At 38.2% G+C, this 25,300-nt stretch carries 24 protein-coding genes and 6 pseudogenes; 16 read left to right on the forward strand and 14 right to left on the reverse strand.

Features of this window, described 5'->3' with window-relative positions; translation table 11 throughout:
* Positions 1-81 precede the first annotated feature (81 nt).
* The 4 genes and pseudogenes from FGL31_RS03080 to FGL31_RS03095 all read right to left on the reverse strand — a co-directional run bounded on the left by FGL31_RS03080 (position 82) and on the right by FGL31_RS03095 (position 5,473).
* A pseudogene (locus FGL31_RS03080) lies at positions 82-734 on the reverse strand (lipoprotein signal peptidase).
* Between the two features lie 57 nt (positions 735-791).
* Positions 792-1,175, reverse strand: a complete 384-nt coding sequence (locus FGL31_RS03085) for a TraR/DksA family transcriptional regulator (RefSeq protein WP_093100778.1) — start codon at positions 1,173-1,175, stop codon at positions 792-794.
* Positions 1,176-1,178: 3 nt separating this feature from the next.
* Positions 1,179-4,593, reverse strand: a pseudogene (gene ileS / locus FGL31_RS03090) (isoleucine--tRNA ligase).
* A gap of 541 nt (positions 4,594-5,134) precedes the next feature.
* Positions 5,135-5,473 (reverse strand): HesB/IscA family protein, encoded by a 339-nt coding sequence (locus FGL31_RS03095; RefSeq protein ID WP_394366118.1) that lies wholly within the window; start codon positions 5,471-5,473, stop codon positions 5,135-5,137.
* Positions 5,474-6,038: 565 nt separating this feature from the next.
* Here FGL31_RS03095 and glyA point away from each other — a divergent pair.
* From glyA to purE, 9 genes and pseudogenes are all read left to right on the forward strand, one after another.
* Positions 6,039-7,311, forward strand: a pseudogene (gene glyA / locus FGL31_RS03100) (serine hydroxymethyltransferase).
* Positions 7,312-7,559: 248 nt separating this feature from the next.
* The gene (locus tag FGL31_RS03105; RefSeq protein ID WP_138089661.1) at positions 7,560-8,141 is read left to right on the forward strand and encodes an RNA polymerase sigma factor; all 582 of its coding nucleotides are present in this window, start codon (positions 7,560-7,562) and stop codon (positions 8,139-8,141) included.
* A 201-nt stretch (positions 8,142-8,342) separates the two neighbouring features.
* Entirely contained in the window at positions 8,343-9,026 is a 684-nt protein-coding gene (locus FGL31_RS03110; RefSeq protein ID WP_138089662.1) for a zinc metallopeptidase, read from the forward strand.
* A gap of 222 nt (positions 9,027-9,248) precedes the next feature.
* Positions 9,249-10,591: pseudogene (gene ffh, locus FGL31_RS03115) on the forward strand (signal recognition particle protein).
* Between the two features lie 213 nt (positions 10,592-10,804).
* Positions 10,805-11,083: pseudogene (locus tag FGL31_RS29555) on the forward strand (NADH-quinone oxidoreductase subunit A).
* Positions 11,031-11,348, forward strand: a complete 318-nt coding sequence (gene ndhC / locus FGL31_RS27435; protein ID WP_262709030.1) for an NADH-quinone oxidoreductase subunit A — start codon at positions 11,031-11,033, stop codon at positions 11,346-11,348. Before FGL31_RS29555 ends, ndhC begins: the two are co-directional and overlap by 53 nt.
* Complete coding sequence (locus FGL31_RS03125; protein ID WP_099371995.1) at positions 11,345-11,860, forward strand: NADH-quinone oxidoreductase subunit B; 516 nt, start codon at positions 11,345-11,347, stop codon at positions 11,858-11,860. Before ndhC ends, FGL31_RS03125 begins: the two co-directional genes overlap by 4 nt.
* A 2-nt stretch (positions 11,861-11,862) precedes the next feature.
* Entirely contained in the window at positions 11,863-13,005 is a 1,143-nt protein-coding gene (locus FGL31_RS03130; RefSeq protein ID WP_138089663.1) for a 5-(carboxyamino)imidazole ribonucleotide synthase, read from the forward strand.
* 12 nt (positions 13,006-13,017) lie between these two features.
* The gene (purE, locus tag FGL31_RS03135; RefSeq protein WP_138089664.1) at positions 13,018-13,518 is read left to right on the forward strand and encodes a 5-(carboxyamino)imidazole ribonucleotide mutase; all 501 of its coding nucleotides are present in this window, start codon (positions 13,018-13,020) and stop codon (positions 13,516-13,518) included.
* A 54-nt stretch (positions 13,519-13,572) separates the two neighbouring features.
* On the opposite strand, the gene FGL31_RS03140 is transcribed toward purE, so the two are convergent.
* From FGL31_RS03140 to bshA, 4 genes and pseudogenes are all read right to left on the reverse strand, one after another.
* Positions 13,573-14,568: a sugar phosphate isomerase/epimerase family protein gene (locus FGL31_RS03140; RefSeq protein ID WP_138089665.1), complete on the reverse strand. Its 996-nt coding sequence runs from the start codon at positions 14,566-14,568 to the stop codon at positions 13,573-13,575.
* Positions 14,569-14,799: 231 nt separating this feature from the next.
* Positions 14,800-15,364 (reverse strand): annotated as a pseudogene (gene frr / locus FGL31_RS03145) (ribosome recycling factor).
* A gap of 28 nt (positions 15,365-15,392) precedes the next feature.
* A complete protein-coding gene (gene pyrH, locus FGL31_RS03150; RefSeq protein ID WP_099372000.1) occupies positions 15,393-16,097 on the reverse strand; it encodes a UMP kinase in 705 nt (234 codons plus the stop codon).
* Positions 16,098-16,150: 53 nt separating this feature from the next.
* The gene (gene bshA, locus FGL31_RS03155) at positions 16,151-17,299 is read right to left on the reverse strand and encodes an N-acetyl-alpha-D-glucosaminyl L-malate synthase BshA (RefSeq protein WP_138089666.1); all 1,149 of its coding nucleotides are present in this window, start codon (positions 17,297-17,299) and stop codon (positions 16,151-16,153) included.
* A gap of 66 nt (positions 17,300-17,365) precedes the next feature.
* Here bshA and arfB point away from each other — a divergent pair, with 66 nt between their 5' ends.
* The 6 genes from arfB to FGL31_RS03185 all read left to right on the forward strand — a co-directional run bounded on the left by arfB (position 17,366) and on the right by FGL31_RS03185 (position 20,702).
* Positions 17,366-17,803 (forward strand): alternative ribosome rescue aminoacyl-tRNA hydrolase ArfB, encoded by a 438-nt coding sequence (gene arfB / locus FGL31_RS03160; RefSeq protein WP_232046230.1) that lies wholly within the window; start codon positions 17,366-17,368, stop codon positions 17,801-17,803.
* A 200-nt stretch (positions 17,804-18,003) separates the two neighbouring features.
* Positions 18,004-18,375 carry a BlaI/MecI/CopY family transcriptional regulator gene (locus FGL31_RS03165; RefSeq protein ID WP_138089667.1) on the forward strand — a complete coding sequence of 124 codons (372 nt, stop codon included), beginning with the start codon at positions 18,004-18,006 and terminating at the stop codon, positions 18,373-18,375.
* Positions 18,376-18,411: 36 nt separating this feature from the next.
* Entirely contained in the window at positions 18,412-19,683 is a 1,272-nt protein-coding gene (locus FGL31_RS03170) for an energy transducer TonB (protein WP_138089668.1), read from the forward strand.
* A 161-nt stretch (positions 19,684-19,844) separates the two neighbouring features.
* Positions 19,845-20,195, forward strand: coding sequence for a hypothetical protein (locus FGL31_RS03175; RefSeq protein ID WP_138089669.1), 351 nt, complete (start codon positions 19,845-19,847; stop codon positions 20,193-20,195).
* 64 nt (positions 20,196-20,259) lie between these two features.
* Positions 20,260-20,496 (forward strand): hypothetical protein, encoded by a 237-nt coding sequence (locus FGL31_RS03180; RefSeq protein WP_138089670.1) that lies wholly within the window; start codon positions 20,260-20,262, stop codon positions 20,494-20,496.
* A complete protein-coding gene (locus tag FGL31_RS03185; protein ID WP_138089671.1) occupies positions 20,463-20,702 on the forward strand; it encodes a hypothetical protein in 240 nt (79 codons plus the stop codon). The genes FGL31_RS03180 and FGL31_RS03185 overlap by 34 nt, the downstream gene beginning before the upstream one ends.
* Positions 20,703-20,938: 236 nt before the next feature.
* Here the strand turns inward: FGL31_RS03185 and FGL31_RS27440 are convergent, their stop codons facing one another.
* From FGL31_RS27440 to FGL31_RS03200, 4 genes are read right to left on the reverse strand one after another with little or no spacing between them, the layout of a single operon-like run.
* The gene (locus FGL31_RS27440) at positions 20,939-21,301 is read right to left on the reverse strand and encodes a phosphoribosylaminoimidazolesuccinocarboxamide synthase (RefSeq protein WP_197734066.1); all 363 of its coding nucleotides are present in this window, start codon (positions 21,299-21,301) and stop codon (positions 20,939-20,941) included.
* Positions 21,276-21,623: a phosphoribosylaminoimidazolesuccinocarboxamide synthase gene (locus FGL31_RS27445; RefSeq protein ID WP_197734067.1), complete on the reverse strand. Its 348-nt coding sequence runs from the start codon at positions 21,621-21,623 to the stop codon at positions 21,276-21,278. The genes FGL31_RS27440 and FGL31_RS27445 overlap by 26 nt, the downstream gene beginning before the upstream one ends.
* Before the next feature lie 41 nt (positions 21,624-21,664).
* Positions 21,665-21,970: a chaperone modulator CbpM gene (locus FGL31_RS03195; RefSeq protein WP_138089672.1), complete on the reverse strand. Its 306-nt coding sequence runs from the start codon at positions 21,968-21,970 to the stop codon at positions 21,665-21,667.
* A 3-nt stretch (positions 21,971-21,973) separates the two neighbouring features.
* The gene (locus tag FGL31_RS03200) at positions 21,974-22,918 is read right to left on the reverse strand and encodes a DnaJ C-terminal domain-containing protein (protein ID WP_138089673.1); all 945 of its coding nucleotides are present in this window, start codon (positions 22,916-22,918) and stop codon (positions 21,974-21,976) included.
* A gap of 148 nt (positions 22,919-23,066) precedes the next feature.
* On the opposite strand from FGL31_RS03200, the gene FGL31_RS03205 reads away from it, so the two are divergent.
* Entirely contained in the window at positions 23,067-23,621 is a 555-nt protein-coding gene (locus FGL31_RS03205) for a ferritin (protein WP_138089674.1), read from the forward strand.
* A 446-nt stretch (positions 23,622-24,067) separates the two neighbouring features.
* On the opposite strand, the gene FGL31_RS03210 is transcribed toward FGL31_RS03205, so the two are convergent.
* Positions 24,068-24,508 (reverse strand): hypothetical protein, encoded by a 441-nt coding sequence (locus FGL31_RS03210; protein ID WP_138089675.1) that lies wholly within the window; start codon positions 24,506-24,508, stop codon positions 24,068-24,070.
* 13 nt (positions 24,509-24,521) lie between these two features.
* On the reverse strand, positions 24,522-25,298 hold the full coding sequence (locus FGL31_RS03215) for a hypothetical protein (RefSeq protein ID WP_138089676.1): 777 nt from the start codon (positions 25,296-25,298) through the stop codon (positions 24,522-24,524).
* Positions 25,299-25,300 lie beyond the last annotated feature (2 nt).

Consider the following 25,300-nt stretch of genomic DNA (forward strand, 5'->3'; position numbering starts at 1 on the left):
TGGCGAAGCCAATATCAAAAAGCAGCCATGTTATGGAGATAAATATTCGGAAATTTGTCATGTCCAAATATACGGATAAAGCTAATCTTCGACTATCTCGCTGTTAACATTCGTTTTTTCATCATGTTCCTCTTTAAAATATCTTTTTTTGGAAGATCAAGATTAAAAATACACCGACAGAAATTGCAGAGTCTGCGATGTTAAAAACAGGACGGAAGAACAGAAAATCTTCATCGCCCCAAATCGGGAACCAAGTAGGAAAGGTGCCACTCAATAATGGAAAATAAAGCATATCCACTACTTTGCCATGTAGGAAAGATGCATATCCGCCACCTTCAGGGAATAAAACAGCCTTGGAGAATGGAGTACTCTCCACTAAAGATCATACCATAAAAAGCACTGTCGATAATATTACCTAAAGCACCAGCAAAAATTAAAGCCACATTCAGGATAAAACCTCGGTTGTATTTGTTCTTGACCATGTAGTGCAAACCATAGCCAATACCTACAACTGCAATGATACGAAACACACTAAGAAATAATTTGCCATATTCACCGCCGAATTCCATCCCATATGCCATGCCTGGATTTTCAATAAAATGGATTAAAAACTTATCACCCAATACTTTAAAATCCTGACCTATGGTCATATTTAATTTAACCCAGAACTTTGAGATTTGATCTACTAGTAAGATGATAACAATTAGTAAAATTGGCTTCGTATATCCTTTCATATCGCATAAAAATGGTCTTTGCTTTTTAGTGCAAAGACCATTCAGTTAATCTTTTGCTTAATATTGTTTGTTTTTTGCCTCGATACTCAATGTCGTATGAGGTACTGCTTTTAATCTTTCCTTTTGAATCAACTTTCCGGTTTCTCTACAGATCCCGTAAGTCTTGTTTTCAATACGCACTAAAGCAGCTTCAAGATTGTCAATGAATTTCTTTTGGCGTGCAGCTAATTGGTTGATTTGTTCTTTCTCCAATGTCGCTGAACCGTCTTCTAATGTTTTGTAAGTACCTGCTGTATCATCAGTTCCATTCGCATTGCTATTGCTTAAAGAAGTAGTTAAAGAAGTTAGCTCTTCTCTAGCTATGCGCAACTTCTCAAGAATTATTGCTTTAAACTCTTGTAATTCAGCATCACTGTACCTTGTTTTCTCTGTGTTTCCCATACTTTAAATTTTTTCTATTGATAGCAATAAATTCTCTCCGTCAATATCGATGGCATCTCCATTTGCCAGTCCACCATCGAAATTGAGACTGTCGGCCAAAATTTCCGTACAAATATACGAGAAATTATTATCTACAGCTTGTTGAATTTCAGTATTTTGACTTAAGGTTACTTTTTATTCGGTCAGTTACTTCAAATCCCTTCTCTTTTCGAAGGTTTTGAATGCGGTTAATTAGCTCTCTAGCAATACCCTCCGCCTTTAACTCTGACGAAATATGAACATCCAATGCTACTGTTAATTTTCCTAAATTCGCAACCTGCCAACCCTCAACATCTTCTGCGATAATTTCGACATCTTCACTGCTGATTACATATTCCGTGCCATTTAACTTGATCGAACCCACGTTTTCCAATTCCTGGATCTCCGAACCACTCAAGCCTTGGATCGCGGCTGCCACAACCTTCATGTCCTTACCAACCTTGGCACCAAGGGCTTTGAAGTTTGGTTTTACCTTTTTCTTGATAATTCCTGTAGTGTCAGTAATAAATTCAATATCCTTGATATTTGTTTCAGATAAAATCAAATCTTTTACTTTCTCAACCTTAGATTGGAAAGAACTGTCCAATACTGGAACCAATATTTTGCTCAATGGTTGTCTTACATTGATACCTGTTTTCTTTCTTAAAGAAAGTGTCAATGATGAAATATCTTGAGCCAATGCCATACGTTCTTCTAATTCCTTGTCTACTAACTCAGCATGATATGCTGGATAATCTGCCAAGTGAACCGATTCAAAAGACTCTTTGCCAGTTGCAGCATTTAAGTCTAGATAAAGCTGGTCTGCAAAGAATGGTGAAATTGGAGCAATTAATTTAGCAACAGTATCTAAACAGGTATATAATGTTTGATAAGCTGAGATTTTGTCCTCCGTATATTCACCTTTCCAGAAACGTCTGCGACATAAACGAACATACCAGTTACTCAAATGCTCGTCTACAAAACTCTGAATTGCTCGAGCTGCTTTCGTAGGTTCATAATCCGCATAATATTCATCTACCTCTTTGCTCAAACTGTTCAACAAAGAGATAATCCAACGGTCAATTTCTGGACGTTGATTGATAGGGATTTCTGGTTCAGCATAGCTAAACTTATCGATGTTAGCATACAATGCAAAGAATGCATAGGTATTATATAATGTTCCAAAGAATTTACGACGAACTTCATCCAATCCTTCGACATTGAATTTCAAATTATCCCAAGGAGCAGCGTTGCTGATCATATACCAGCGAGTGGCATCTGCAGAATATTGTTCGATGGTAGCGAATGGATCAACGCCGTTTCCAAGACGTTTTGACATCTTGTTGCCGTTTTTGTCCAATACCAAACCATTTGAAACAACGTTCTTGAAGGCAACGGAGCCACGGACCATCGTTGAAATAGCATGCAAGGTAAAGAACCAACCACGAGTTTGGTCAACCCCCTCAGCGATAAAGTCTGCAGGGAAAGCTGAAAAATACTCCTCTTTAAACGGTAATGCTTCTCCTTTTTCCAGTTTATCGTAATCTAAACCCCACTGTGCATATGGCATAGCGCCTGAATCAAACCACACATCAATCAAATCTGGCTCGCGGAATAGTTTCTGACCACCTTCCGAAACCAAAACAATATCATCTACATAAGGTCTATGTAAATCCAATTGATCAGTACCAAATTTGTCCAAATAAGATTGATTGGTTGCTTTTTCCTCTGCAGAAAGGACATCTGAATTTACGGAAGCCTCCAAATAAGATTTCAATTCCGGCATAGAACCGATACAGATCTCTTCATTTTCATCTTCGCTTCTCCAGATAGGTAATGGTGTACCCCAGTAACGAGAACGTGATAGGTTCCAGTCAACTAAGTTTTCCAGCCAATTTCCAAAACGACCGGTACCTGTAGCTTCAGGTTTCCAGTTGATGGTTTTATTCAAAGCAACCATCTCATCTTTTACAGCAGTCGTCTTGATAAACCAGCTATCCAATGGATAATATAATACCGGTTTGTCAGTACGCCAACAATGAGGGTAGGTGTGCTCATATTTCTTGACATCAAATGCCTTATTTTCCTCTTTTAATTTGATAGCTATCAAAACATCTGTAGGACGGAAATCTTTATCAGCACGTTCTTCATCCGAGTAGTATTCCTCTTTTACAAAACGTCCTGCAAAATCAGTGATTTCCTTTACAAAACGACCTGTGCGGTCTACTGTAGGAACTTCCTTGCCATTTTCATCTTTTACCATGATGGAAGGAATACCGTTTTCCTTAGCTACTCTAAAGTCATCCGCACCATAAGTAGGCGAGGTATGAACGATACCTGTACCATCTTCAGTCGTTACGAAGTCACCCAAGATCACTCGGAATGCTTTCTCCAATAATTCCTTCTGAAGTTACATATGGTAATAATTGATGATAACGTAATCCTTCAATTTCTGAACCTTTGAATTCTTCAACGATTTCCCAAGGGATTAATTTATCACCAAACTTATAATCTTGGAAGGAAACCTGCTGTCCATCTGATTTAAAATGTTTTGAAATCAAGTTTTTGGCCAAAATCACTGAAACAGCTGTTCCAGTATATTGGTTGAAGGTTTTTATTTTTACATAATCTATATTCTTGCCGACAGTCAATGCACTATTTCCAGGTAGAGTCCATGGAGTAGTAGTCCAAGCAAGGAATACAACATCTTCATCCGCATTTTCTACCAATCGCTCCATCATAGGATGGATTTGTTGTTTGTCCAAGCGGAACTCAGCAACGATAGTGGTGTCCTTCACATCCTTGTACGTGCCGGGTTGGTTCAGTTCGTGCGAACTTAATCCAGTTCCTGCAGCAGGAGAGAAAGGTTGGATGGTATAGCCTTTGTATAAAAGCCCTTTTTTATATAGGTCTTTCAACAAGAACCATAATGTTTCGATGTATTCGTTTTGATAAGTGATATAAGGGTGCTCAAGATCTACCCAATAGCCCATTTTTTGAGTTAGGTCATTCCATACATCTGTATATTTCATGACTTCCTTGCGGCAGGCATCATTATACTCTTCAACAGAAATTTTCTTCCCAATATCTTCTTTCGTGATTCCCAAAGTTTTCTCAACCGCAAGCTCAATTGGCAATCCATGCGTATCCCAACCACCTTTACGTTTAACTTGATATCCTTTTAAAGTCTTATAACGGCAGAAAATATCCTTGATCGTCCTAGCCATAACATGGTGGATACCAGGCATACCATTTGCCGAAGGAGGACCTTCATAAAAAGTATACGGTTTGCTTGCTGGTCGATTGGATATACTCTTCGCAAAGATGTCATTGGTCTCCAACGTTTTAATACTTCCTTGCCGATTTCTGAAAGATTTAACTGCTTATATTCCTTATACATCACGTAATCTAATTCTGTTTTTTAAAGGTCGCTAATTTAGTGAAAAAGTTTGAATATTGGATATGGGATGTGAGATATGAGATTTGCGATAGGAAGGGTGCCAATAGGCGATTTGAGATATGAGATTTGAGATTTGCGATAGGAAGGGTGCCAATAGGCGATTTGAGATATGAGATATGCGATTTGCGATAGGAAGGGTGTCAGAAAGGGATATGATTTTAAGGATTTGAGATTTGGGATTTGAGATTTTAGTAAAGTGATAAAAAACATGAGGGGTATTAAATATAATTCTCACTTCTCACATCTCACATCTCATATCCGTTTTAATATCTCACTTCTCACATCTCACATCTCATATCCGTTTTAATATCTCATTTCTCACATCTCATATCTCACATCTAGTTTATAAAAAGGCTTCGCCATTTTGACTGTTTCGATAGTCTTCTCCGCCGGAGAAAAAATTAAACAACAGATTTTTGGGTGATCTCACTCGCGAAACTAATCGTCATTCGCATGGCGAGTCCTTTTTTCGGCATTTTCTTTATGCTGAGAAGCTGCTTCCGCAACCGCATGTACTTGTAGCATTTGGATTGTTGAACGTAAATCCGCGAGCATCCAAGCCATTCTTGAAGTCAATCTCCATCCCAGCTAAATATAGACCATGAGCTTTGTTCATGAAAACACGGATGCCCTGAATATTATATTCTGTATCGCCGTCCTTCTTTTGGTCGAACCCCAAAATGTAGCTCATTCCCGAACAACCACCACCTTCAACACCAATACGAAGACCGAAATCTTCACTTATCTCTTGTTGGTCGATCAGTTTGTTTAGTTCACTTAATGCGCCTTCGGTCAAAGTAACCGGAGCCACAGCTGTCAAAATTATCTGAAGCCATATTGAATTCCTCTAAAATTTACTTTTACAAAAATACACAATTTTAAACTCTCTTTTAAAACAGCATCTTATTTTGACACTGGATAAACACTCAAAGATGCGAGCGCAAGAGTTGTGCGGATGCCTTTATGCACGTGTGCTGCCTTCCTCCTGACTTTCCTTTCACTCTCCGTCCTACCTTCTTCCACTCTCATTCGTCTCTTGTTCGGACTTCGTTCGGACCTTGTTCGGAGCTGCTTCGGGATACATCCGAACGAGGTCCGAACAAGGTGCGAACGAAAGAGGACTCAGAGTGGAAGGAGAGTGGAACAAGAGTGGAACAAGAGTATAGCAAGAGCAGTTCAAGAATTATTTGATACAATGCAAGATGGCTAGCGGAGCATAGGCTTAACGGCCTGTCATTGTTAGAACAAGTCAGGGTAGGTGTTGTAAAAATTGTAATTATTAAAAAACATCAGAGAAATTTAGGTAATTATAAGCCTGTTTCTTTGTAATTATCTATATTTGCAACAAAATTGAAATTTTAATATCCCCAATAAAGAATAGCAATATGGAAAGAGATCAATCCATTTTTAATCTAATTGCCGACGAGCTGAAACGCCAAGAAGAAGGTATTGAGCTTATCGCTTCGGAAAACTTTGTTAGCAAGCAGGTTATGGAAGCCGCTGGTTCTGTTTTGACAAACAAATACGCAGAAGGCCTACCAGGAAAACGTTTACTATGGTGGTTGTGAAGTAGTCGATAAGATTGAGACTATCGCAATTGACCGTGCTAAAGAACTATTTGGTGCTGAATGGGTGAACGTTCAACCACACTCTGGCGCTCAAGCAAATGCTGCGGTGTTCTTGGCAATCTTGAAACCAGGTGACAAAATATTAGGATTCGATCTTAGCCATGGCGGTCACTTGACCCATGGTTCTCCAGCTAACTTCTCAGGAAAATTATATCAACCATTGTTCTATGGTGTGAAAGAAGATACAGGTTTGATCGATTACGAACAGCTTGAAGAAACTGCTCGTCGTGAAAAACCAAAAGTGATAATCGTAGGTGCATCTGCTTATTCTCGTGATTGGGATTATGCGCGTATCCGTAAGGTAGCTGATGAAATCGGTGCTCTTGTAGTTGCTGATATCTCTCACCCTGCTGGATTGATCGCTCGTGGGTTATTGAACGATCCACTTCCTCACTGTCATATCGTTACCACTACTACGCACAAAACATTGCGTGGTCCTCGTGGAGGTATGATTATGGTGGGTAAGGACTTTGAAAATCCTTGGGGCATCAAAACTCCAAAAGGTGAGACACGTACCATTACTCAGTTATTAGATCTTGCTGTTTTCCCAGGAACTCAAGGTGGTCCTTTGGAGCACCACTATTGCTGCTAAAGCAATCGCATACGGTGAAGCTCTTTCTGATGATTATTTACAGTACATCAACAAGTAAAATCTAATGCAGCTGCATTAGCTCAGTTCTTTGTGGATAAAGATTACAAATCATTTCCGGAGGTACTGATAACCACTTGATGTTGGTGGACTTGAGAAACAAAGATATTTCAGGTAAAAGAAGCTGAAGCAGTTTTAGAACTAGCAGGTATCACGACCAACAAAAACATGGTTCCATTCGATACACGTTCTCCATTTGTAACGTCAGGTGTTCGTTTCGGTACTGCAGCGATTACAACTCGCGGTATTAAAGAAAATGAAATCGTTCAGATCGGTGAATTGATCGATGAGGCATTGAACAGTCGCTCGGACAATGCGGCACTTGACCGTATCCACGGAAAAGTGAAAGAAATGATGGCGCAATTCCCTCTATATAAATAATAGAGTAAGAAATAACAATTATGTGGCTCCAAGGGATAACTTTGGAGCCATTTTTGTGATAAAAAATTGAATGTGAAGAAATGTTAAAATACCTAACCTTTTTTTTGAATAATCGGAAATTTTAGTTCTCTTTTGATTTGACAACTTTAAACAAAATGCCTATCGGAACACGACTACGCTTAAACTAAAATATTACAAAGACATAGAAAACTCTTACAAGATTTGTGGAGGCATAATTATGAAACTATTTGAATAAAAAGAGTGACCAGGAATTGGTCCAAGCGTATGTAAAAGGTGAAGAGAGAGCCTTACAAGTGCTATTAGAACGTTATAAAACGAAAATCTATACATCAATATATCATCAAGTAAAGGATCAATACCTTGCTGAGGATATATTTCAAGAGACATTCATCAAAGTAATCAATACACTGAAAGCAGGCAGATACAATGATGAGGGAAAGTTTCTTCCTTGGGTCATGCGTATTGCTCACAACATGGTGATTGACCATTTCAGAAGAGAAAAGAGAGCGCCAAATGTAGTAAACAATGACGGCTTCGATATCTTTGAAGTATTGCAATTTTCGGATGACAGTGTAGAGATGAAAATGGTAAAAGACCAACGCGATGTTGATCTGAAGAAAATCATTCAACTTCTTCCGGATGATCAAAAAGAAGTATTGATCATGCGCCTTTTCTGTGATATGAGCTTTAAGGATATTGCCGATATTACAGATGTAAGCATCAATACAGCATTGGGAAGGATGAGATATGCATTGAGTAATCTCCGAAAAATGATCGAGGAGAATAACATGATGTTTCAATTAGGATAATTAAATAGGATAAATAGAAAAGGCCTGCAAGTATTGCGGGCCTTTTTCATGTCTGTACATTTAGTTTGATTTCTGTCAATTTGTCTATTTTATGTACATTTCGACTTGTTTTAGTGCTATTTTTTTCTTTCTTTGTAGGGATAACAGGATTGGAATTAGTTTTGATAGTATAATTGAAAAAGAATATAAGATATTAAAGATATGTATTGGATAATTTTTATCGGAATAATGGTTGTAAGCTGGATAGTTCAGTTTATATTCAAAAATAAGTTTAAGAAATACTCGGAGATGCCATTGTCCTCCGGGCTATCTGGGGCAGAGATTGCTCAAAAGATGCTAAATGAAAATGGAATCAACGATGTTCAGGTTATTTCTGTGGAAGGTCAATTAACAGATCACTACAATCCCGCTAACAGGACCGTGAACTTGAGCCCTGATGTTTATCATGGTCGTTCGGTTGCTGCTGCTGCGGTTGCTGCCCACGAATGTGGCCACGCTGTTCAACATGCTACGGCTTATTCTTGGTTGCAATTTCGTTCGGCGATGGTGCCAATCGTTAGTGTAGCATCTCGTTTGACGACGTGGGTGTTGATGATTGGTGTAATCATGATGGCTTTTTCAGGAAATGTTTATGTGCTAGCAATAGGAGTTGGAGCATTGGCGCTGACCACCTTGTTCAGTTTTATAACATTGCCAGTAGAGTTTGATGCTTCTAACCGTGCCTTGGCTTGGTTGAATGCTTCACGTATTACCCATAGTACCGAAGAACATGATGGAGCTAAAGATGCCTTGAAATGGGCTGCCATGACTTATGTAGTCGCTGCTCTTTCTGCCTTAGTTACTTTGTTGTACTATGCATCGATTCTATTCGGAAGAAGAGATTAATAATCAAAAAAATATAATGATAAGCCAAGATCGAAAGGTCTTGGCTTTTATTGTGATTATCTATAAAAAACTGCAATAATAGGCCGCCATATTGCATACAAATCTGAAATTAAAAAAGCAAAAAGCTATATTTGTAGGATAAAGTCAAATCAGATGTTTATCAAGAATGGCCAGTTGTTCACTGTCCGTTAAGCAAAGTATTGATTAATAGAAAGTTAAAAGATGTTTTCAAATCTACAGGATAAATTAGACAGAGCCTTTAAGGTTTTAAAGGGGCAGGGTAATATTACGGAGATCAACGTTGCGGAAACGATGAAGGAAATTCGCAAGGCATTATTGGATGCCGATGTGAACTACAAGACTGCAAAATCATTTACGGACGAAGTTAAAGTTAAGGCTTTAGGTCAGAACGTATTGAACAGCATTTCTCCGGGTCAATTATTGACCAAGATCATGAATGATGAGTTGACGGAATTGATGGGTGGTACAGTTACCGAACTGGAGATCACGAAGAATCCGACTATTATTTTGATTGCTGGTCTGAATGGTGCTGGTAAGACTACTTTTTCGGGTAAACTTGCTAATTTCTTGAAAGCATCGAAAAACAAGAAGCCATTATTGGTTGCTGGTGACGTTTACCGTCCTGCTGCGATTGATCAATTGGAAGTATTGGGTCAACAAGTCGGTGTTCCAGTATATGTAGATCGTGAGTCTACTGATCCGATTGGTATTGCTGTTGCCGGTGTTGAGGAAGCAAAGAGAAACGGAAATAATATCGTTATCATCGATACTGCTGGTCGTCTAGCTATTGATGAGGCTTTGATGAATGAGATTACTGCTGTAAAGGAAGCTACTCAACCTCACGAGATCCTTTTTGTTGTTGACTCCATGACTGGTCAGGATGCTGTTAATACAGCAAAGGCCTTCAATGACCGTCTGGATTTCACGGGTGTAGTATTGACCAAATTAGATGGTGATACTCGTGGTGGTGCTGCCTTATCGATTAAATCGGTGGTCAATAAACCAATCAAATTTATCGGTACGGGTGAGAAAATGGAGGCATTGGATGTCTTCCACCCAGATCGTATGGCATCCCGTATTTTAGGGATGGGTGACGTTGTATCCTTGGTAGAACGTGCACAACAACAATTTGACGAAAAAGAAGCTGCAGAACTTCAGAAGAAAATCCGCAAAAATAAATTTGATTTCAACGACTTCAATCACAGATCAAGCAGATCAAGAAGATGGGTAACATGAAGGATTTGATGGGTATGATTCCCGGCGTTGGAAAAGCAATCAAGGATGTTGAGATTGATGATGATGCATTCAAACCTATTGAGGCTATCATTGATTCCATGACTCCGTTTGAGCGTGAAAACCCAGATGCAATCGATCAAAAACGTAGAAATCGTATTGCGAAAGGTTCAGGAACTAGTATCGATGAGGTTAACAAATTGATGAAGCAGTTCTCAGATATGCGTAAAGTAATGAAACAGATGTCAAATCCTGGAATGGCAGCGAAGATGATGCGCAATATGCCAAAAATGCCAGGCAAACCTTTCTAACAAGAGGTTATTTACATCTTGAATAAGATATAGGTTGCAGCAAAATCTGCAACCTTTTTTATTTATTACATATTGATTGGCGAGTTCTTTTGTATATTAGTATACATTGATTAGCCAAGAAAGCTAAAATCCTTTCAAACAATTTAAATTAATTGTTAATTTTGCAACATGGACGACCCCGGGCAGATATCGGAATATGGTAAGATACTCTTAATGGCTATCATTGGTATCGTATTGGTTTGTGCCACCATATTCTTAGCACGAATTCTGTCGCCCAAAAATCCTAATCCTATCAAACTGAGTACTTACGAGTGTGGTGAAGAGACCACAGGAACTTCTTGGTTCAATTTAACCCTCGTTTTTACGTTATTGCTTTAGTTTTTCCTGCTGTTTGATGTGGAGTTGATATTTATTTTTCCATGGGCCACAGTTTTTGGGAATGCTGAATTTATTGCTGCAGATTCAAGGTGGGGCTGGTTTTACCTTGATTGAAATGGCCATATTTTTGGGCGTCTTGATAATTGGTTTGCTTTATGTTTGGAAGAGTGGAGATATCAGTTGGATAAAACCTACGCATCAAAAACCTACTGTTCCGGTTGGAATTCCATCCTCAGCGTATGAAGATTTGAATTCAAGGAAATATGAGGTGCGAGATTTTAGGGAGCAGGAAATTCAGGAAGTATTAGCTGAAAAGGCGGCTTCCCCAGTAAAGATGGGATTTAAACCTAAGTTCAAGAAACCTAATTCAGAATCATGAGTTTAGATAAGCAATTGCAACAACGTGATGGAGTTATTATCGCCAAGATGGATGACCTTCTCAATTGGGCACGTCTTTCTTCGATGTGGCCAATTAGTTTTGGTATTGCCTGTTGTGCGATTGAGATGATGGGCGCTATGGCTGCAACCTATGATTTGGACCGGTTAGGAGTTTTTCCACGTCCCTCACCTAGGCAATCTGATGTGATGATCATCGCAGGTACAGTAACGTTCAAGATGGCAGATCGTATTAAACGATTGTATGAACAGATGCCTGATCCGAAATATGTTATTTCGATGGGTTCTTGTTCAGATTGCGGAGGTCCGTATTGGCAGCACGGTTATCATGTTGTGAAGGGGGTTGACAAAATCATTCCAGTTGACGTTTACGTGCAGGGATGTCCCCCACGGCCAGAGGCACTGATAGGTGCATTTTTAGAATTACAAAAGAAAATAGAAGAACAGTCTTTACTGAAGGGGGATATTTTTCCGACGGAGGTTGAGCAAGTATAATTATGGCGAAAGATTTTTATGGTGATTTGCGCCTAGGGATTTTAGGCGGTGGCCAATTAGGTCGTATGCTAATCCAGGAAGCAATAAACTTTAATGTTAACATTCATGTATTGGATCCTGATCCAAATGCACCTTGTAAGAAATTGTGCAATCAATTTGAAGTGGGTTCACTTTCAGATTTTGATACCGTTTACAATTTTGGTAAGGATTTGGATATGGTGACGATTGAGATTGAAAAGGTAAATGTGGAGGCATTGGAGGCTTTGGAAAATGAAGGGGTACTCGTATTCCCTCAATCTAGAGTTATCCGCTTAATTCAGGATAAAGGATTGCAAAAACAATTCTTTAAACAAAATGACATCCCAACTTCCGCCTTTCAATTTGTTTCCAATAAAGAAGGTTTGGCGAACTGTCAAATCCAATTGCCATATATTCAAAAATTGCGCAAGGATGGATACGATGGTAAGGGTGTTAAGAAAATCAATTCTTCAGCTGATTTTGCAGATGCGTTTGATGCGCCTAGTATCGTTGAAGAACTGGTAGACTTTGAAAAGGAAATCGCGGTGATGGTTGCTAGAAATGACAAAGGAGATATGGCAACATTCCCGATGGTAGAAATGGAGTTTAATCCTCAAGCTAACTTAGTGGAATTCCTGATTTCTCCATCTACCTATTCTTTTGATATCCAATCCAAAGCGGAGAGTATTGCGATGAAAATTGCCAATGATTTACAGATTGTAGGCGTTTTGGCTGTTGAGATGTTCTTGACCAAGGAGGGTGATATTTTAGTAAATGAATTGGCACCACGACCACATAATTCTGGTCATCAAACCATTGAAGGTAATTTCACTTCACAATTTGGTCAACACTTGAGGGCGATTTTCAATTTGCCTTTGGGGAATACGGAGTCTAGGGCAAATGCGATAATGGTGAACTTGCTAGGCGAGGAGGGTTATGAAGGGTTGGCAAAATACGAAGGTATTGAGGAAGCATTAGCAATAGACGGTGTTTATGTACATTTGTATGGTAAAAAATATACCAAGCCATTCCGTAAAATGGGGCACGTAACGATTGTAAACCAAGATCGTGCAACAGCGATTGAGAATGCGCGCAAGGTTCAGGAATTGATTAAAGTAATAGCATAATTATAAGATAAAATGGAAAACGCAAAAGTATCGGTTATTATGGGTAGCAAGTCTGACTTGCCAGTCATGCAGGATGCCATTGAGGTTTTAAAATATTTAGGTGTAGCCTTTGAACTGACTATTGTTTCTGCACATCGTACTCCAAAACGTATGTTTGATTTTGCGGAACAAGCTGCTGGCAGAGGGATAAAAGTTATTATCGCTGGTGCTGGTGGTGCTGCACATCTACCGGGAATGGTAGCATCTATCACAACATTACCAGTTATTGGTGTTCCTGTGAAGTCATCTAATTCCATCGATGGTTGGGATTCTGTACTTTCTATCTTACAGATGCCAAATGGTATTCCGGTTGCTACAGTCGCTTTAAATGCCGCAAAAAATGCAGGTATTTTGGCCGCACAGATCTTGGCAACAAGTGATGATAGCTTGGTAGCTAGAATTCAGGAATTCAAGAATGAACTAAGAGATAAAGTTGAAGAAAGTGCTGAAGAGGTTGAACGCTTGGTTTTTTAATCCTCAGATGCGAAAAATATAAAGGCGGAAAAATATTTTTCCGCCTTTTTTATTTTATTTAAAGTTTTTTTGTACGTAGTCGTAGCTCTTTTTAATACTTGCATATTTGTCAGGTGAATAGATATCATCCTGTTCAACGAATGCATATTTGAGTCCACTTTCATTGGCAAATTGCTGAAGATTAATAAAGTTAATGCTTCCGCTTCCAACTTCCGTATATTTTATACTTTTCATGGTTTCCATTAGGTCCAAAGTATCTCTTTTTCCAGTTTTAGGATCCACCTTGTTGATGTCCAAAGGAGTTGAGAAGGCTCTGTCCATATCTTTGATATGCCATAATGGGAATCGTCCAGGATGTTTTTCAAAGTAAGATTGCGGACTTGCGCCAGCCTTAGTGATCCAGAACATGTCGAGTTCAAATGCTACCAAATCTTTTTCAGTGAATGCCAATAGGACATCTAGCCCATTTGTTCCATTTCCGAATTCTTTGAATTCCCAAAAGTGGTTATGGTATCCCATGGTGATACCAGCCTTTTTGGACATTTCCCCAGCCTTGTTCAATTGTTCGGCCATGTATTGGTAGTCTGATTGGTTCAGTTTATTCAATTTGTGCATTGGTGGTACTGGAGCGATAATATATTCCTGTCCGAGATTATGCGCAATTTCAATATACTTTTCAATATTTTCTTTATCAGAGCTGTCTTTGTCTAGATATTTGCCCAAATCATAGTGTCCACTATGCGTTTTCAGGTTGTTGTCATTCAATGCTTTCTTGAGTTCATCAACAGCAACGCCCCAGAAAGTACCGGTATTGGGGTCAGCGCCGTATGTCTCGACATGAGTATAGCCGATTTTGGAAACTGATTTTAATACTTCTTGAGGGTTTTGCGATAGCAGATCGCGAAGGGTGAATAACTGTAAACCGATGTTTTTAAGTGGAGAACCTGACTTCTTATTCATGCTTTCGCAGGAAATCAAGTGAGGAGCAACAAGACCGCCAACTAATCCCATGCTCGCAAGCTTTAGGAAATTTCTTCTTGATTGTGTCATGCAGAATGTTTTTTAATAAATGAATATAGCTAAATTTTTGAATAATGAAGTTCATTTTTTAAATAGTTCTACATCTGAGCTGAGGTCGGTAAGACTCTACTGATGCATAGCATTCATTAATAATAATACATCAGCCTAGGTTTTAACAGTATACGGCATAAAAAAAAGATAATTATCAATTTTTGATAATTATCTTTTTTAGAAATAACTCTGAGATTTTTGGTTTTCAGACTACAGAGTCATGATATCTTTTTCTTTCAATTCTGCTAATTGATCAACTTTAGCGATAAAATTATCGGTAAGTTTTTGTACTTCACCTTCGCCTACTTTGATTTCGTCTTCAGAAGCACCGTCATTTTTTAAGTTTTTTGATGGCTTCGTTGCTTTCTTTACGGATGTTACGAATCGCTACTCGACCTTTTTCAGTTTCTTCTTTAACTTTTTTTACTAAATCACGACGACGTTCTTCAGTAAGAGGAGGAACAGCTAAGCGGATAATTGATCCGTCATTTTGCGGGTTCAGTCCAATATTTGAATCCATGATAGCCTTTTCAATAGTTTGAAGGAGGTTTTTTTCCCATGGTTGTACTACGATGGTTCTTGCATCTGGTGTGTTTATGTTGCTGACTTGCGATAGAGCTGTAGAAGTTCCATAGTAATCAACATAAATTCCATCAAGCATACCAGGACTAGCTTTACCTGCACGAATCTTTGTTAACTCAGATTCTGTATGAGCTACAGCTTTCGTCATACCATCTTTGCAGTCGTCCAGTTGAAGTGAAATTAATTCGTTCATATCTTGATTTATTATTTGCTTTAAATTGTTAACTAACCACTGTTCCTACATGTTCACCATTTGCCAATTTCAATAGGTTTCCTGGTTTGTTCATGTCGAAAACGATAATAGGTAGGTTGTTTTCTTGGCAAAGCGTAAATGCTGTCATATCCATTACGTTGAGTCCTTTTTCGTAGACATCGGTAAAAGAGATATGGTCAAATTTCTTCGCTGTTGGATCTTTTTCTGGATCTGCGGTATAGATTCCATCTACACGGGTTCCTTTTAATACTGCATCAGCATTGATTTCAATGGCACGTAGAGAGGCTGCAGTATCGGTGGTGAAGTATGGATTCCCAGTTCCTGCTCCGAAGATTACGATACGGCCTTTCTCTAAGTGACGCACAGCTCTTCTGCGAATAAATGGTTCACAGATTTGCTCCATTTTGATGGCTGTCAACAGACGGGTTTTTATTCCAACCTTTTCTAGCGCATCTTGAAGAGCCATAGAGTTGATTACGGTTGCTAACATTCCCATGTAATCTGCTTGAACACGGTCCATCCCTGCTTTTTCGGCACTTAGGCCACGGTAGATATTACCACCACCGATGACGATGGCGATTTCCATGCCTAAACTATGAAGTTCCTGAATGTCTTTTGCGTATTGTGCAACACGATTAATGTCGATACCGTAGCTTTGCTCGCCCATTAAAGCTTCGCCACTAAGTTTAAGTAGTATGCGTTTGTATTTCATATTTGCTTTTTGGAGTAGTTCCAAAAGCCAAAGATATGACTTTTTGCTTGCGATTAATTAGAAATGTTTCCTTTTTTTACCTTTTCAATAACCTCAGAATAAAAATTCTCATAGATTGGTACGATTTTGCTCAATTCAAAGTCCTTAGCACGTTGCAAAGCGTTTTCTTTAAATTCATTTAATCGTTGGCAATCTTCCAATATGTAGATTGAATTTTTTGCCATATCATCAATATCACCAACATCGCTCAAAAATCCACTGAATCCTTCTTTATTTAACTCCGGTAGACCACCAGTATTTGAAGAAACGACCGGTACCTTACATGCCATGGCTTCCAGAGCGGCTAATCCAAAGGACTCCGAACCTGAAGGCATCAAGAATAAATCGGCAATAGACAAGATCTCTTCTATGGCATCTTGTTTACCCAGAAAGCGGATGCTGTCGGTGATTCCTAATTCCCTGGCCAATTCTTCAGCATTGCGGCGTTCAGGACCATCTCCAACCATTAGAAGCTTACTGGGAACTTCTTGGGTAACTTTATGGAAAATACGAACCACATCCTCAACCCTTTTTACTTTTCTGAAATTTGAGGTGTGTACAATAACCCTTTCGTGGTTTGGTGCTATTGCTTTTTTAAAGTGCTCGTGATTTTTATTATGGAACCGCTGTAGGTCAATAAAATTAGGGATAACCTTTATTCCATTGTGTACATCAAAATATTCTAGGGTTTGTTCTTTCAAGTTTTCAGAAACTGTAGTAACCCCGTCTGATTGATTTATGGAGAAGGTAACAACAGGACTAAAACTCTTATCCTTGCCTACTAATGTAATGTCTGTACCATGAAGTGTGGTGACTACTGGGATATTGATGCCGTAAGTTTTTAGGATTTGTTTTGCTAAAAATGCTACTGAGGCATGTGGAATGGCATAATGTACATGCAGTAAATCTAGCCCTTCAAATCGGACTACATCCACCAGTTTACTTGCCAAAGCTGTTTCGTAAGGCGGAAAATCAAATAATGGATATTGATTGATTGCTACCTCATGGTAGAATAAATTCTCTGAGAAAAAGTCTAACCTTGCAGGCTGACTATAGGTAATAAAATGGACCTGATGCCCATTGTTAGCCAATGCTTTACCTAATTCGGTTGCTACAACTCCACTGCCCCCAAAGGTAGGATAACATACAATGCCTATTTTCATAAGTTCTGTTTTCTTTCCTTAAAGATAAGAATGGTATCAATATAGTCGTGCAAAATTTTATGCAGAATGGAAAAAATTGTAATTTTATTACAAATGCGTGTAAATAAAGAATTATTAATTCAAGAACTGAGCTTTAAAACTTCAAGATCTGGAGGCAAAGGAGGGCAAAATGTTAATAAAGTTTCCTCTAAGGTTATGTTGAACTGGGATGTTGCTAATTCTCAGGCTTTTGATGCCGAACAGAAGGATTTGATTGCTGAAAGATTGTCCAATAGAATTTCCAAAGAAGGATTATTGCAATTGGACTCAAGTATCGATAGAAGCCAATTGAAAAATAAAGAATTGGTAACCGAAAGATTCTTTAATCTTATTGAAGACGCATTAAAAGTCAATGCCAAAAGAATTCCTACCAAAACGCCTAAATCCGTCATCCTAGATCGATTGGATCGCAAGAAAAAACAATCATCGAAAAAAGCGAATCGACAATGGAAATTTGACGATTAACCAACTTTTTATCTCCAATTCCGATACATTTTAAATTTTTTAATCTTATATAAATAAAATTATTTAGCTGAAAATCAGTGTTTTAATTCTATATATAGTTATATAACTAAGTTTTTAGTTGTGTAACTATATATTTAGTTATATATTCGTTATATAATCGATTATAGGCAATATTGTCTTTTTTAAATATTAATAGAATAATGGACGAGTTAAAAGAACTTACAAAGGCCGAGGAGCAAATTATGCATAGTTTGTGGGATATTGGGGGTGGATTTGTCAAAGATATCATTGAAATCTTTCCTGAACCAAAGCCTGCCTATAATACAGTATCTACTATTGTACGGATTCTCGAGACAAAGGGTTTTGTGGATCATGAGTCTTTTGGAAAAAGCCATCGTTATTTTCCAAAGATTGAAAAAGAAGAATATAAAAAACTTATAACCGGAAAACTGTTACAAGGTTATTTTGAGAATTCTGCTAGTTCCATGCTCTCTTTCTTTTTGGAAGAGAAGAAATTGGATGTGCAGGATTTAGATGAGATCATGAAACTCATTCAGAAACATAAGAAATAAAATAGATCGCTATGAATTATCTATTGATATCAAAACTTGGCTCTTGCATTATTTTTTCTGATCTATAGATTTGGACTTAAGAGATTGACTTTTTTCAATTTAAACCGCTGGTATTTATTGAGCAGTATTTTTATTGCCTATTTGATTCCCTTGGTTTTATTTATAGATTTCCAAGTTCCAGAAATGATGCAAGTCACTTTGCCGGTCTTGGATCTTTCCTTAAATGGAAAGGTTAATCAAGAACTGGCTCCAATTGCTGTAAATATGGTTCAGGAGAAGAATTGGATCCTAGATAATTGGGTTCGATTGTTTTATTGGATTGGTGTAATTGTAACGCTTGCATTGATAGGATATAGGATCTTACTATTGTTTTCGAAGCAATTTTCTGCGAAGCATCAGGGGAGTTATTCCTTTTTCAATTCTATCAAAATTGGAGCTGAAGTCAAGGATGAATCGTTAATAAAAGCTCATGAAGAATTGCACGTTAAGCAAGGTCATAGTTATGATATACTATTTGTTGAACTCATTCGTGCATTCAATTGGTTCAATCCAGTATTGTTTTGGATCAGGGATGAGCTTAAATTCCAACATGAATGTATCGTAGATAATCATTTTTCTGAAGACAAGGTTGCGTATGCGGAGCTTTTAGTCGCTTATGCCATGAATATTCATCCTCATCATTTGAGCCATGAGTTTTCCAATAAATCTATTTTAAAGGAAAGGATAAAAATGATATTTAAGGATAAATCAAATTCAAAACACAGATTATTATACTTATTGATCTTGCCTATGGCCATTATGCTTTTAGGACTGACGATCAATTGTAAATCACCAAATAAGGAGTCGAGTTCTAGTACTGCAGATACTATTGCAACCACTGGGCCTGAAGCAATGACAGATTCAAGCGTTTCAAAGGTTGAAGAAGTCGCTTCTGAAACAGTGCAGGAGGAGAAGAGCAGTTCTTCTGAGCCTATTGAGGTGAGCTCAAAAAATATCGAAGAGGAAAAAATTGTTTTTCCGGAACCAAAATCAAAGGTTGATGATGTTATGGATTTTGAGAAGGTCGAACTTCCAGCAGTATATCCAGGTGGGTTAAATCAATTTAGAAAAACGGTATCGGAGAATGTACAATATACACAAGCTGCTATCGATGCTGGGGCGAGAGGTACTGTTGAACTAAGTTTTGTAATCGATACGGAAGGAAAGCTTCAGGATATTAAGGTGGTTAAAGATTTAGGATATGGCATGGGGCAACAAAGTGTTGCCGCTTTAAAAAACACAAAAAGAATGGAGGCCTGCAATCCATAATGGCAAACGTGTTGCTGTCAGATATATGCTTCCGATCAGGTTTGATCTTTCACCAATGTGAAAATTAATCAAAAACAATTAATCATTATAGGCTTGAAGATGGATTTGTTTTTTGACTGTAAAGGTCAAAGGATGATCCATTTTTTTTAAGAAGATATTTTATGGGAATATGGATTAGGTTGCTTTTTAAGCTCCTATTGGGCATGCTATTGCTATTGTTTTTTTCATGTCGGTCGAAAGAATTTGCCACTGATGGATATTTTACGGGGGATGTGGACAAGTATTTCAATGAAAAAAAAGGTGTCAATATATGGGTATACCGTGCTTTTCAGCCTCGGGAAACAGGTCAGAGCGGTTTGCGGACAACAAGTTACTATCCCTTGGATACTCGAATGATGAAGATGGTTGGTCTGGGCAAAAATGGTGATAAGGTCATGTTTTCTGTTGTTCCAGAGAATAGGCCGAAGTATAATATGGTTGTAGTTAAGCATAGGAAAGACCGTATAAGGTAGAAGGTTTTGAAGAAAAGTTTTATGAAAAGGCCCATATTATATCAAGGATTTTTCTAATGAGGATATGTTTATTAAACATGTTTATATTCCTTATGGTAATAAAGAAAGTATCAGCATGTTGTTTTATGCGCTAAAAATCGAGGATAATAACAAAGATAAGGCCTTGGACAGGTTTAATTATTTGGCAGGTATCAATGCTAAGGAATTAAAGGAAGAGGTGCAATATAAGTCTACCTGGCAGATTTTTGATTGTGAGGAAATCAGAGGATGGATTGGACCATTCAACCTAACCTGGAATTGATGAAAGGGAGAAAGAAAATTTATTTGAAGGTATTTGATATTTATGGCCCCAATAAAACGATATCCTATTTTAAATTGATCAAGAAAGGTGAGGAAGGGGAGATAAGGTTAAAGCTATGTCCCAATGATTATGTGATGGAGTATTATGATGAAGAGGAGAAGTTGTTAGAAGAAAGGAGTTTAGGGTTGGTGGACAGTAGGCTTTAGACAATAGACATTAGACATTAGACATAAGACATAAGACATTAGACATGTCGCCGTGGTTGGAAGGGTCAAAATGCCATGGGACAAGAACATGCCATGGTTGGTGTCTCCACCAACCATCTATTAAGGCCAATCACGTTTTCAGTGGCAGGTGAGGACACCAGCCACGGCGGGCCAACCTTACAGGTTTATAAGGTTTTAACGCCATGGTTGGTGTCTCCACCAACCATTCAAAGCTCTTAAGCTAGAAACAATTTTTCCAATTCCAAAGGCGGGACATAATTGCCGTCTTTGTATACGCGCATATTTCCGCCTGATATTTCATCGATCAGGATGATTTGGTTATTTGTTTTATCGTGGCCAAATTCCAATTTGATATCATATAGCTCGAGGCCTTTCTTTGCTAATTCATCTTTTACGATTCCGCAGATTTTTTTGGTCAGCTCCTTTAATTCTTGGTATTGTTGTTTGTTCAGTAGTCCAAGCATCTCCAGGGCATCTTCAGAAATAACAGGGTCTCCACGCTCATCATCTTTGATGGTTACTTCTACGAAGCTGTCCAATGGTTGACCTTCTTCACAATACGCTGCATATCTTCTCAAAAAGCTGCCAAACTGCTCTATAACGGCAAATGACCTCTAGTCCTTTGCCAAAAACTTTGGCATCTTTAACTATCATCTGCACCTTATCGATATCTGAAGAGATAAAATGGGTAGGAATCCCCAATTTGTTCAGTACTTCAAAAAAGTAGGTTGTCATCTTAAGGCCAGATTTTCCAGCACCTTCGATGGTTAAGCCAACTGTATTTGCTCCAGGATCGAATACACCATTTTCACCAGTAACATCGTCTTTGAATTGCAATAGAATTTGATTGTCCCCCAGACTATAAACGTCTTTTGTTTTTCCTTGATAGATTTTTTCCATGATGGTTTCAGTTAATTAGGGCGAATTTATCAAAAAATGACCTATATGCCTAAATTATCCTCAATTCCACCTTTATTTTCAACCTTTAAAGATCTTAATTCGCGTTGTAATTCTTCAATCTTATCGATTAGGTTGCTGACAACTTCAATTCCCTGTACATTTAGGTCCAATTCATAATGCCAGGTGGAAAAACGTTCCACATGATATACCTGCTCTTCTTCTAAGAACTCTTGTTCCTCTTGCACAATAATTTCAATAAGCCCATAGTTATGGAGTTCATGAACAAATGTGCGTTCTATATTATTGGTACGGCAGATATCGATTACTCTAAATAATGTCTTTTCCATGGCTTATTTTAATGATTCCGCTAATTGTTCTACAATTTTCTTCTGTTCCTCGGTCAGGTTTGTCGGTAATTTAACGTTGATTTCTGCGTATAAATCACCAAATTCACCATCTTTTTTATAGACTGGGAACCCTTTACCTTTCAGTCTGATTTTTGTACCGTTCTGGGTTTCAGGTTTGATCTTGACATTGATCTTGCCGGTCAGCGTATCGACGATGGTTTCCCCACCAATCAAGGCCGTTGGAAGATCAACTAAGATAGAGGTGTATAGATCATTTCCTCTACGATTGAAACGAGGGTCAGGTTTCACGGAAAAAGTAATATACAAGTCTCCGTTGGGGCCACCGTTGACACCATCACCACCTTGTCCTTTTAGGCGGATTTTTTGTCCATCTTCAACACCTGCCGGAACAGTAATTCGTATATTTTTTCCGTTAACGGTGAAAGTCTGTTTGTGTGTTTGGGAAGCTTGGAGCAATGTTAAATCTACTGTAGTTTCATAGTCTTGTCCACGATAGCTTCCTCTTTTTCCAGAGGTTCTTCCTCCACCAAATCTGGAGCCAAACAGATCTTCAAAGAAGTCTGAATATTCTCCGGTATTGTAATTTCCGTTGTAGTTATTGAAATCGAATCCTTCGAAAGGATTTCCACCGCCAGCTGAAGCTCCTCCACGCGAACCCCTTTGACGTGCATATTCTTGCTGCGCTTTTTCGTATTCCTCACCATGTTTCCAGTTTTCGCCATACTGGTCGTATTTTTTGCGTTTCTCTGGGTCGGTCAGTACCTCGTTTGCTTCATTTATTTCCTGGAATTTTTTCTTTGCACTTTCATCATTTGGATTAAGATCAGGGTGAAATTTCCGGGCCAGTTTACGATATGCTTTCTTAATATCGTCTTGACTGGCAGATTTGTCCAATCCTAAAACATTGTAATAATCTAAAAACGCCATATTGTGTATTGATTTAAAAAAAGAACAAGTATTGTAGGGTTTTGTTTATTAATAGATAATATCAAATTTACAATCTAAATGTTTAAAAGTAAAGGTTGTTTACGGAAACAAAGTAAGAATTGAACTGTTCTACTAAAAAAGAGATATTATGGATACCAATAGACTATCAAAAGCGATGGAAACATCGTTGATCAAACAGATGACCAAAGAGAATCAAGCATCTCAGATTTATTTATCCTTAGGATGCTGGGCAGATACAATGGGATATGGTGGTATAGCAAATTTTTTATTTCGCCATGCTCAGGAAGAGAGAAACCATATGATCAAAATCATGATGTATATCTTGGAAAGAGGGGGTACACCTAAGGTTGAAGGAGTTACTGAACATAAAAAATTACCGAAGACGATTTCGGAATGTTTCGATATGGTTTTCCAGCATGAGGTTGATAATACGAATGCTATTTATGGTTTGGTTAATCAGTCCTTGGATGAGAAAGATTGGGCAACATGGAATTTTGCACAATGGTTTGTAAAAGAACAAATCGAGGAAGAGAAGTTAGCTATGGAGTTGATTGATAAATTAAAAATTGCCGGCGGCGATCGTGCTACAGATGAATCGTTGTTTGAATTGGACAAACATTTGGGAAATGCTCCTGATGAGGTTACCTTGGCTCGTGAATCAACAGCCGATAATCCAGAATAAATACATTTTATCCAAAAATATACATTGCACCCCATGCCATGAAACTTGAAAAACAAAGAAGGGCAGAATTTATTTCTGCCCTTTGATGTTTAGGAAATAGCTCAAGAAACTATTTTGTCGCTATAATAGTTACACCCCTACAGGGTTGGATAGCGTGAAATGTGATTTTCGAAAATAGCATAATCCCATCGGGATGAAACTATTATAGCAGGGAATTTAACAAATATGCCACACCTACGGCGTTGGTTTTTGGGGCGATTTTCATTTCTATAGATATGGCATACCTACGGCATTTAAGAGATATTTCATGCCTCCGGCATTTAACCTCGATGAGGTTTGTTTGCTGTGGAAGGAAGGGACACCTACCACGGCGTTGGAATTTTGGTGGTCGGTGGAGACACCGACCACGGCTGTCCTACCGACCACGGCTGTCCTACTGACCACGGCTATCTACTTACCAGGGTTGTCCCAGTTGCCACTGCTATCTTAACGACTACGTCTGGCTCACGGGTGCCGTTGGAGAAACCTGTCAAGGCTGTTCCAACTACCATGTCTGTGACATCTACCACGGCGTTGGAATTTTGGTGGCTGGTGGAGACACCAGCCACGGCACTCCCTCTGACCACGGCTGAGACACCAGCTACGGCACTCCCTCTGACCACAGCTGAGACACCAGCCACGGCACTCTCTCTGACCACGGTTGAGACTCCAGCCATGGTTGTGACATTTGCCACGGTCGGGACTTTATTTATTTGTTTGACTGATTCGATTTTGTTTTCAGGAGAATGTTGGTCGTTCCTGGGTTTATCATCGAATATTGAATTCAATAAACCAGTCAGAAAGATCAATAAGATGCTGAAGAGCTTCAAAATAATTTTTGATATCATAATTGCATCTCATTTATTTTGGTTTTCTCTGGTTATAATAATCAAGATTTCCTGTTAAGGTTAAAGAATTCACTCGTTTTTCTTCTGGATGTTTTCCTATGATGATATTGCTCAGACCTTGTAGGTCAGCGTTAAGAGAATCAACTTGTGTATTCTTTTCTAAAATCAATAAACCATTATTTAATTTAACATCTAAATTTTTGGTGGAAAAATTATCGATTTCAAATCTGGATTTACCATCAACGTTTAGTTTTAAGGCTGAATAGGGAGAGATTTTTTCTCTATTATTTATTGAAAGGTTAATTTTTGATGCGTTTTTTAGATAGATTGAATTTACCCCATTCGTAGGGCTATCATCTGGGGAAATTCCAAGGCTACCTGTTGTTCCTACAAAAGTAAGAGAATAAGATTTATTAGGATCCACATTGAGGTCTAATGATCTTCTTTCATTCGGTTGAATGGTAATAATCAAGGAATCTTTAATTTTTTCATAATGCAAATCTTTATATTGACCCATCAAGGAAGCTTTGGCACTCGTTGAATCCGAATAATAAATGTCGGTATATAAATTTTCATTGTTGCCAATCACTTTTATATGATTGATTCCATCAAGTTTTGCGTACTTAATCTCATTTGTTTTATCGAGTTTAAGGATCATTGCAGAAAAAAGATCCCTAGGTTTTCCAGTTAATTTATCTATGAATACATTTGCTCTTAAAGGTTCCATAAATACATAGAAAATCCATATGATTAGAATGGAAGTAAATAGTAATATATTTGACTTTTTCATAA

The organism is Sphingobacterium daejeonense (assembly GCF_901472535.1).
GTDB lineage: Bacteria > Bacteroidota > Bacteroidia > Sphingobacteriales > Sphingobacteriaceae > Sphingobacterium > Sphingobacterium daejeonense.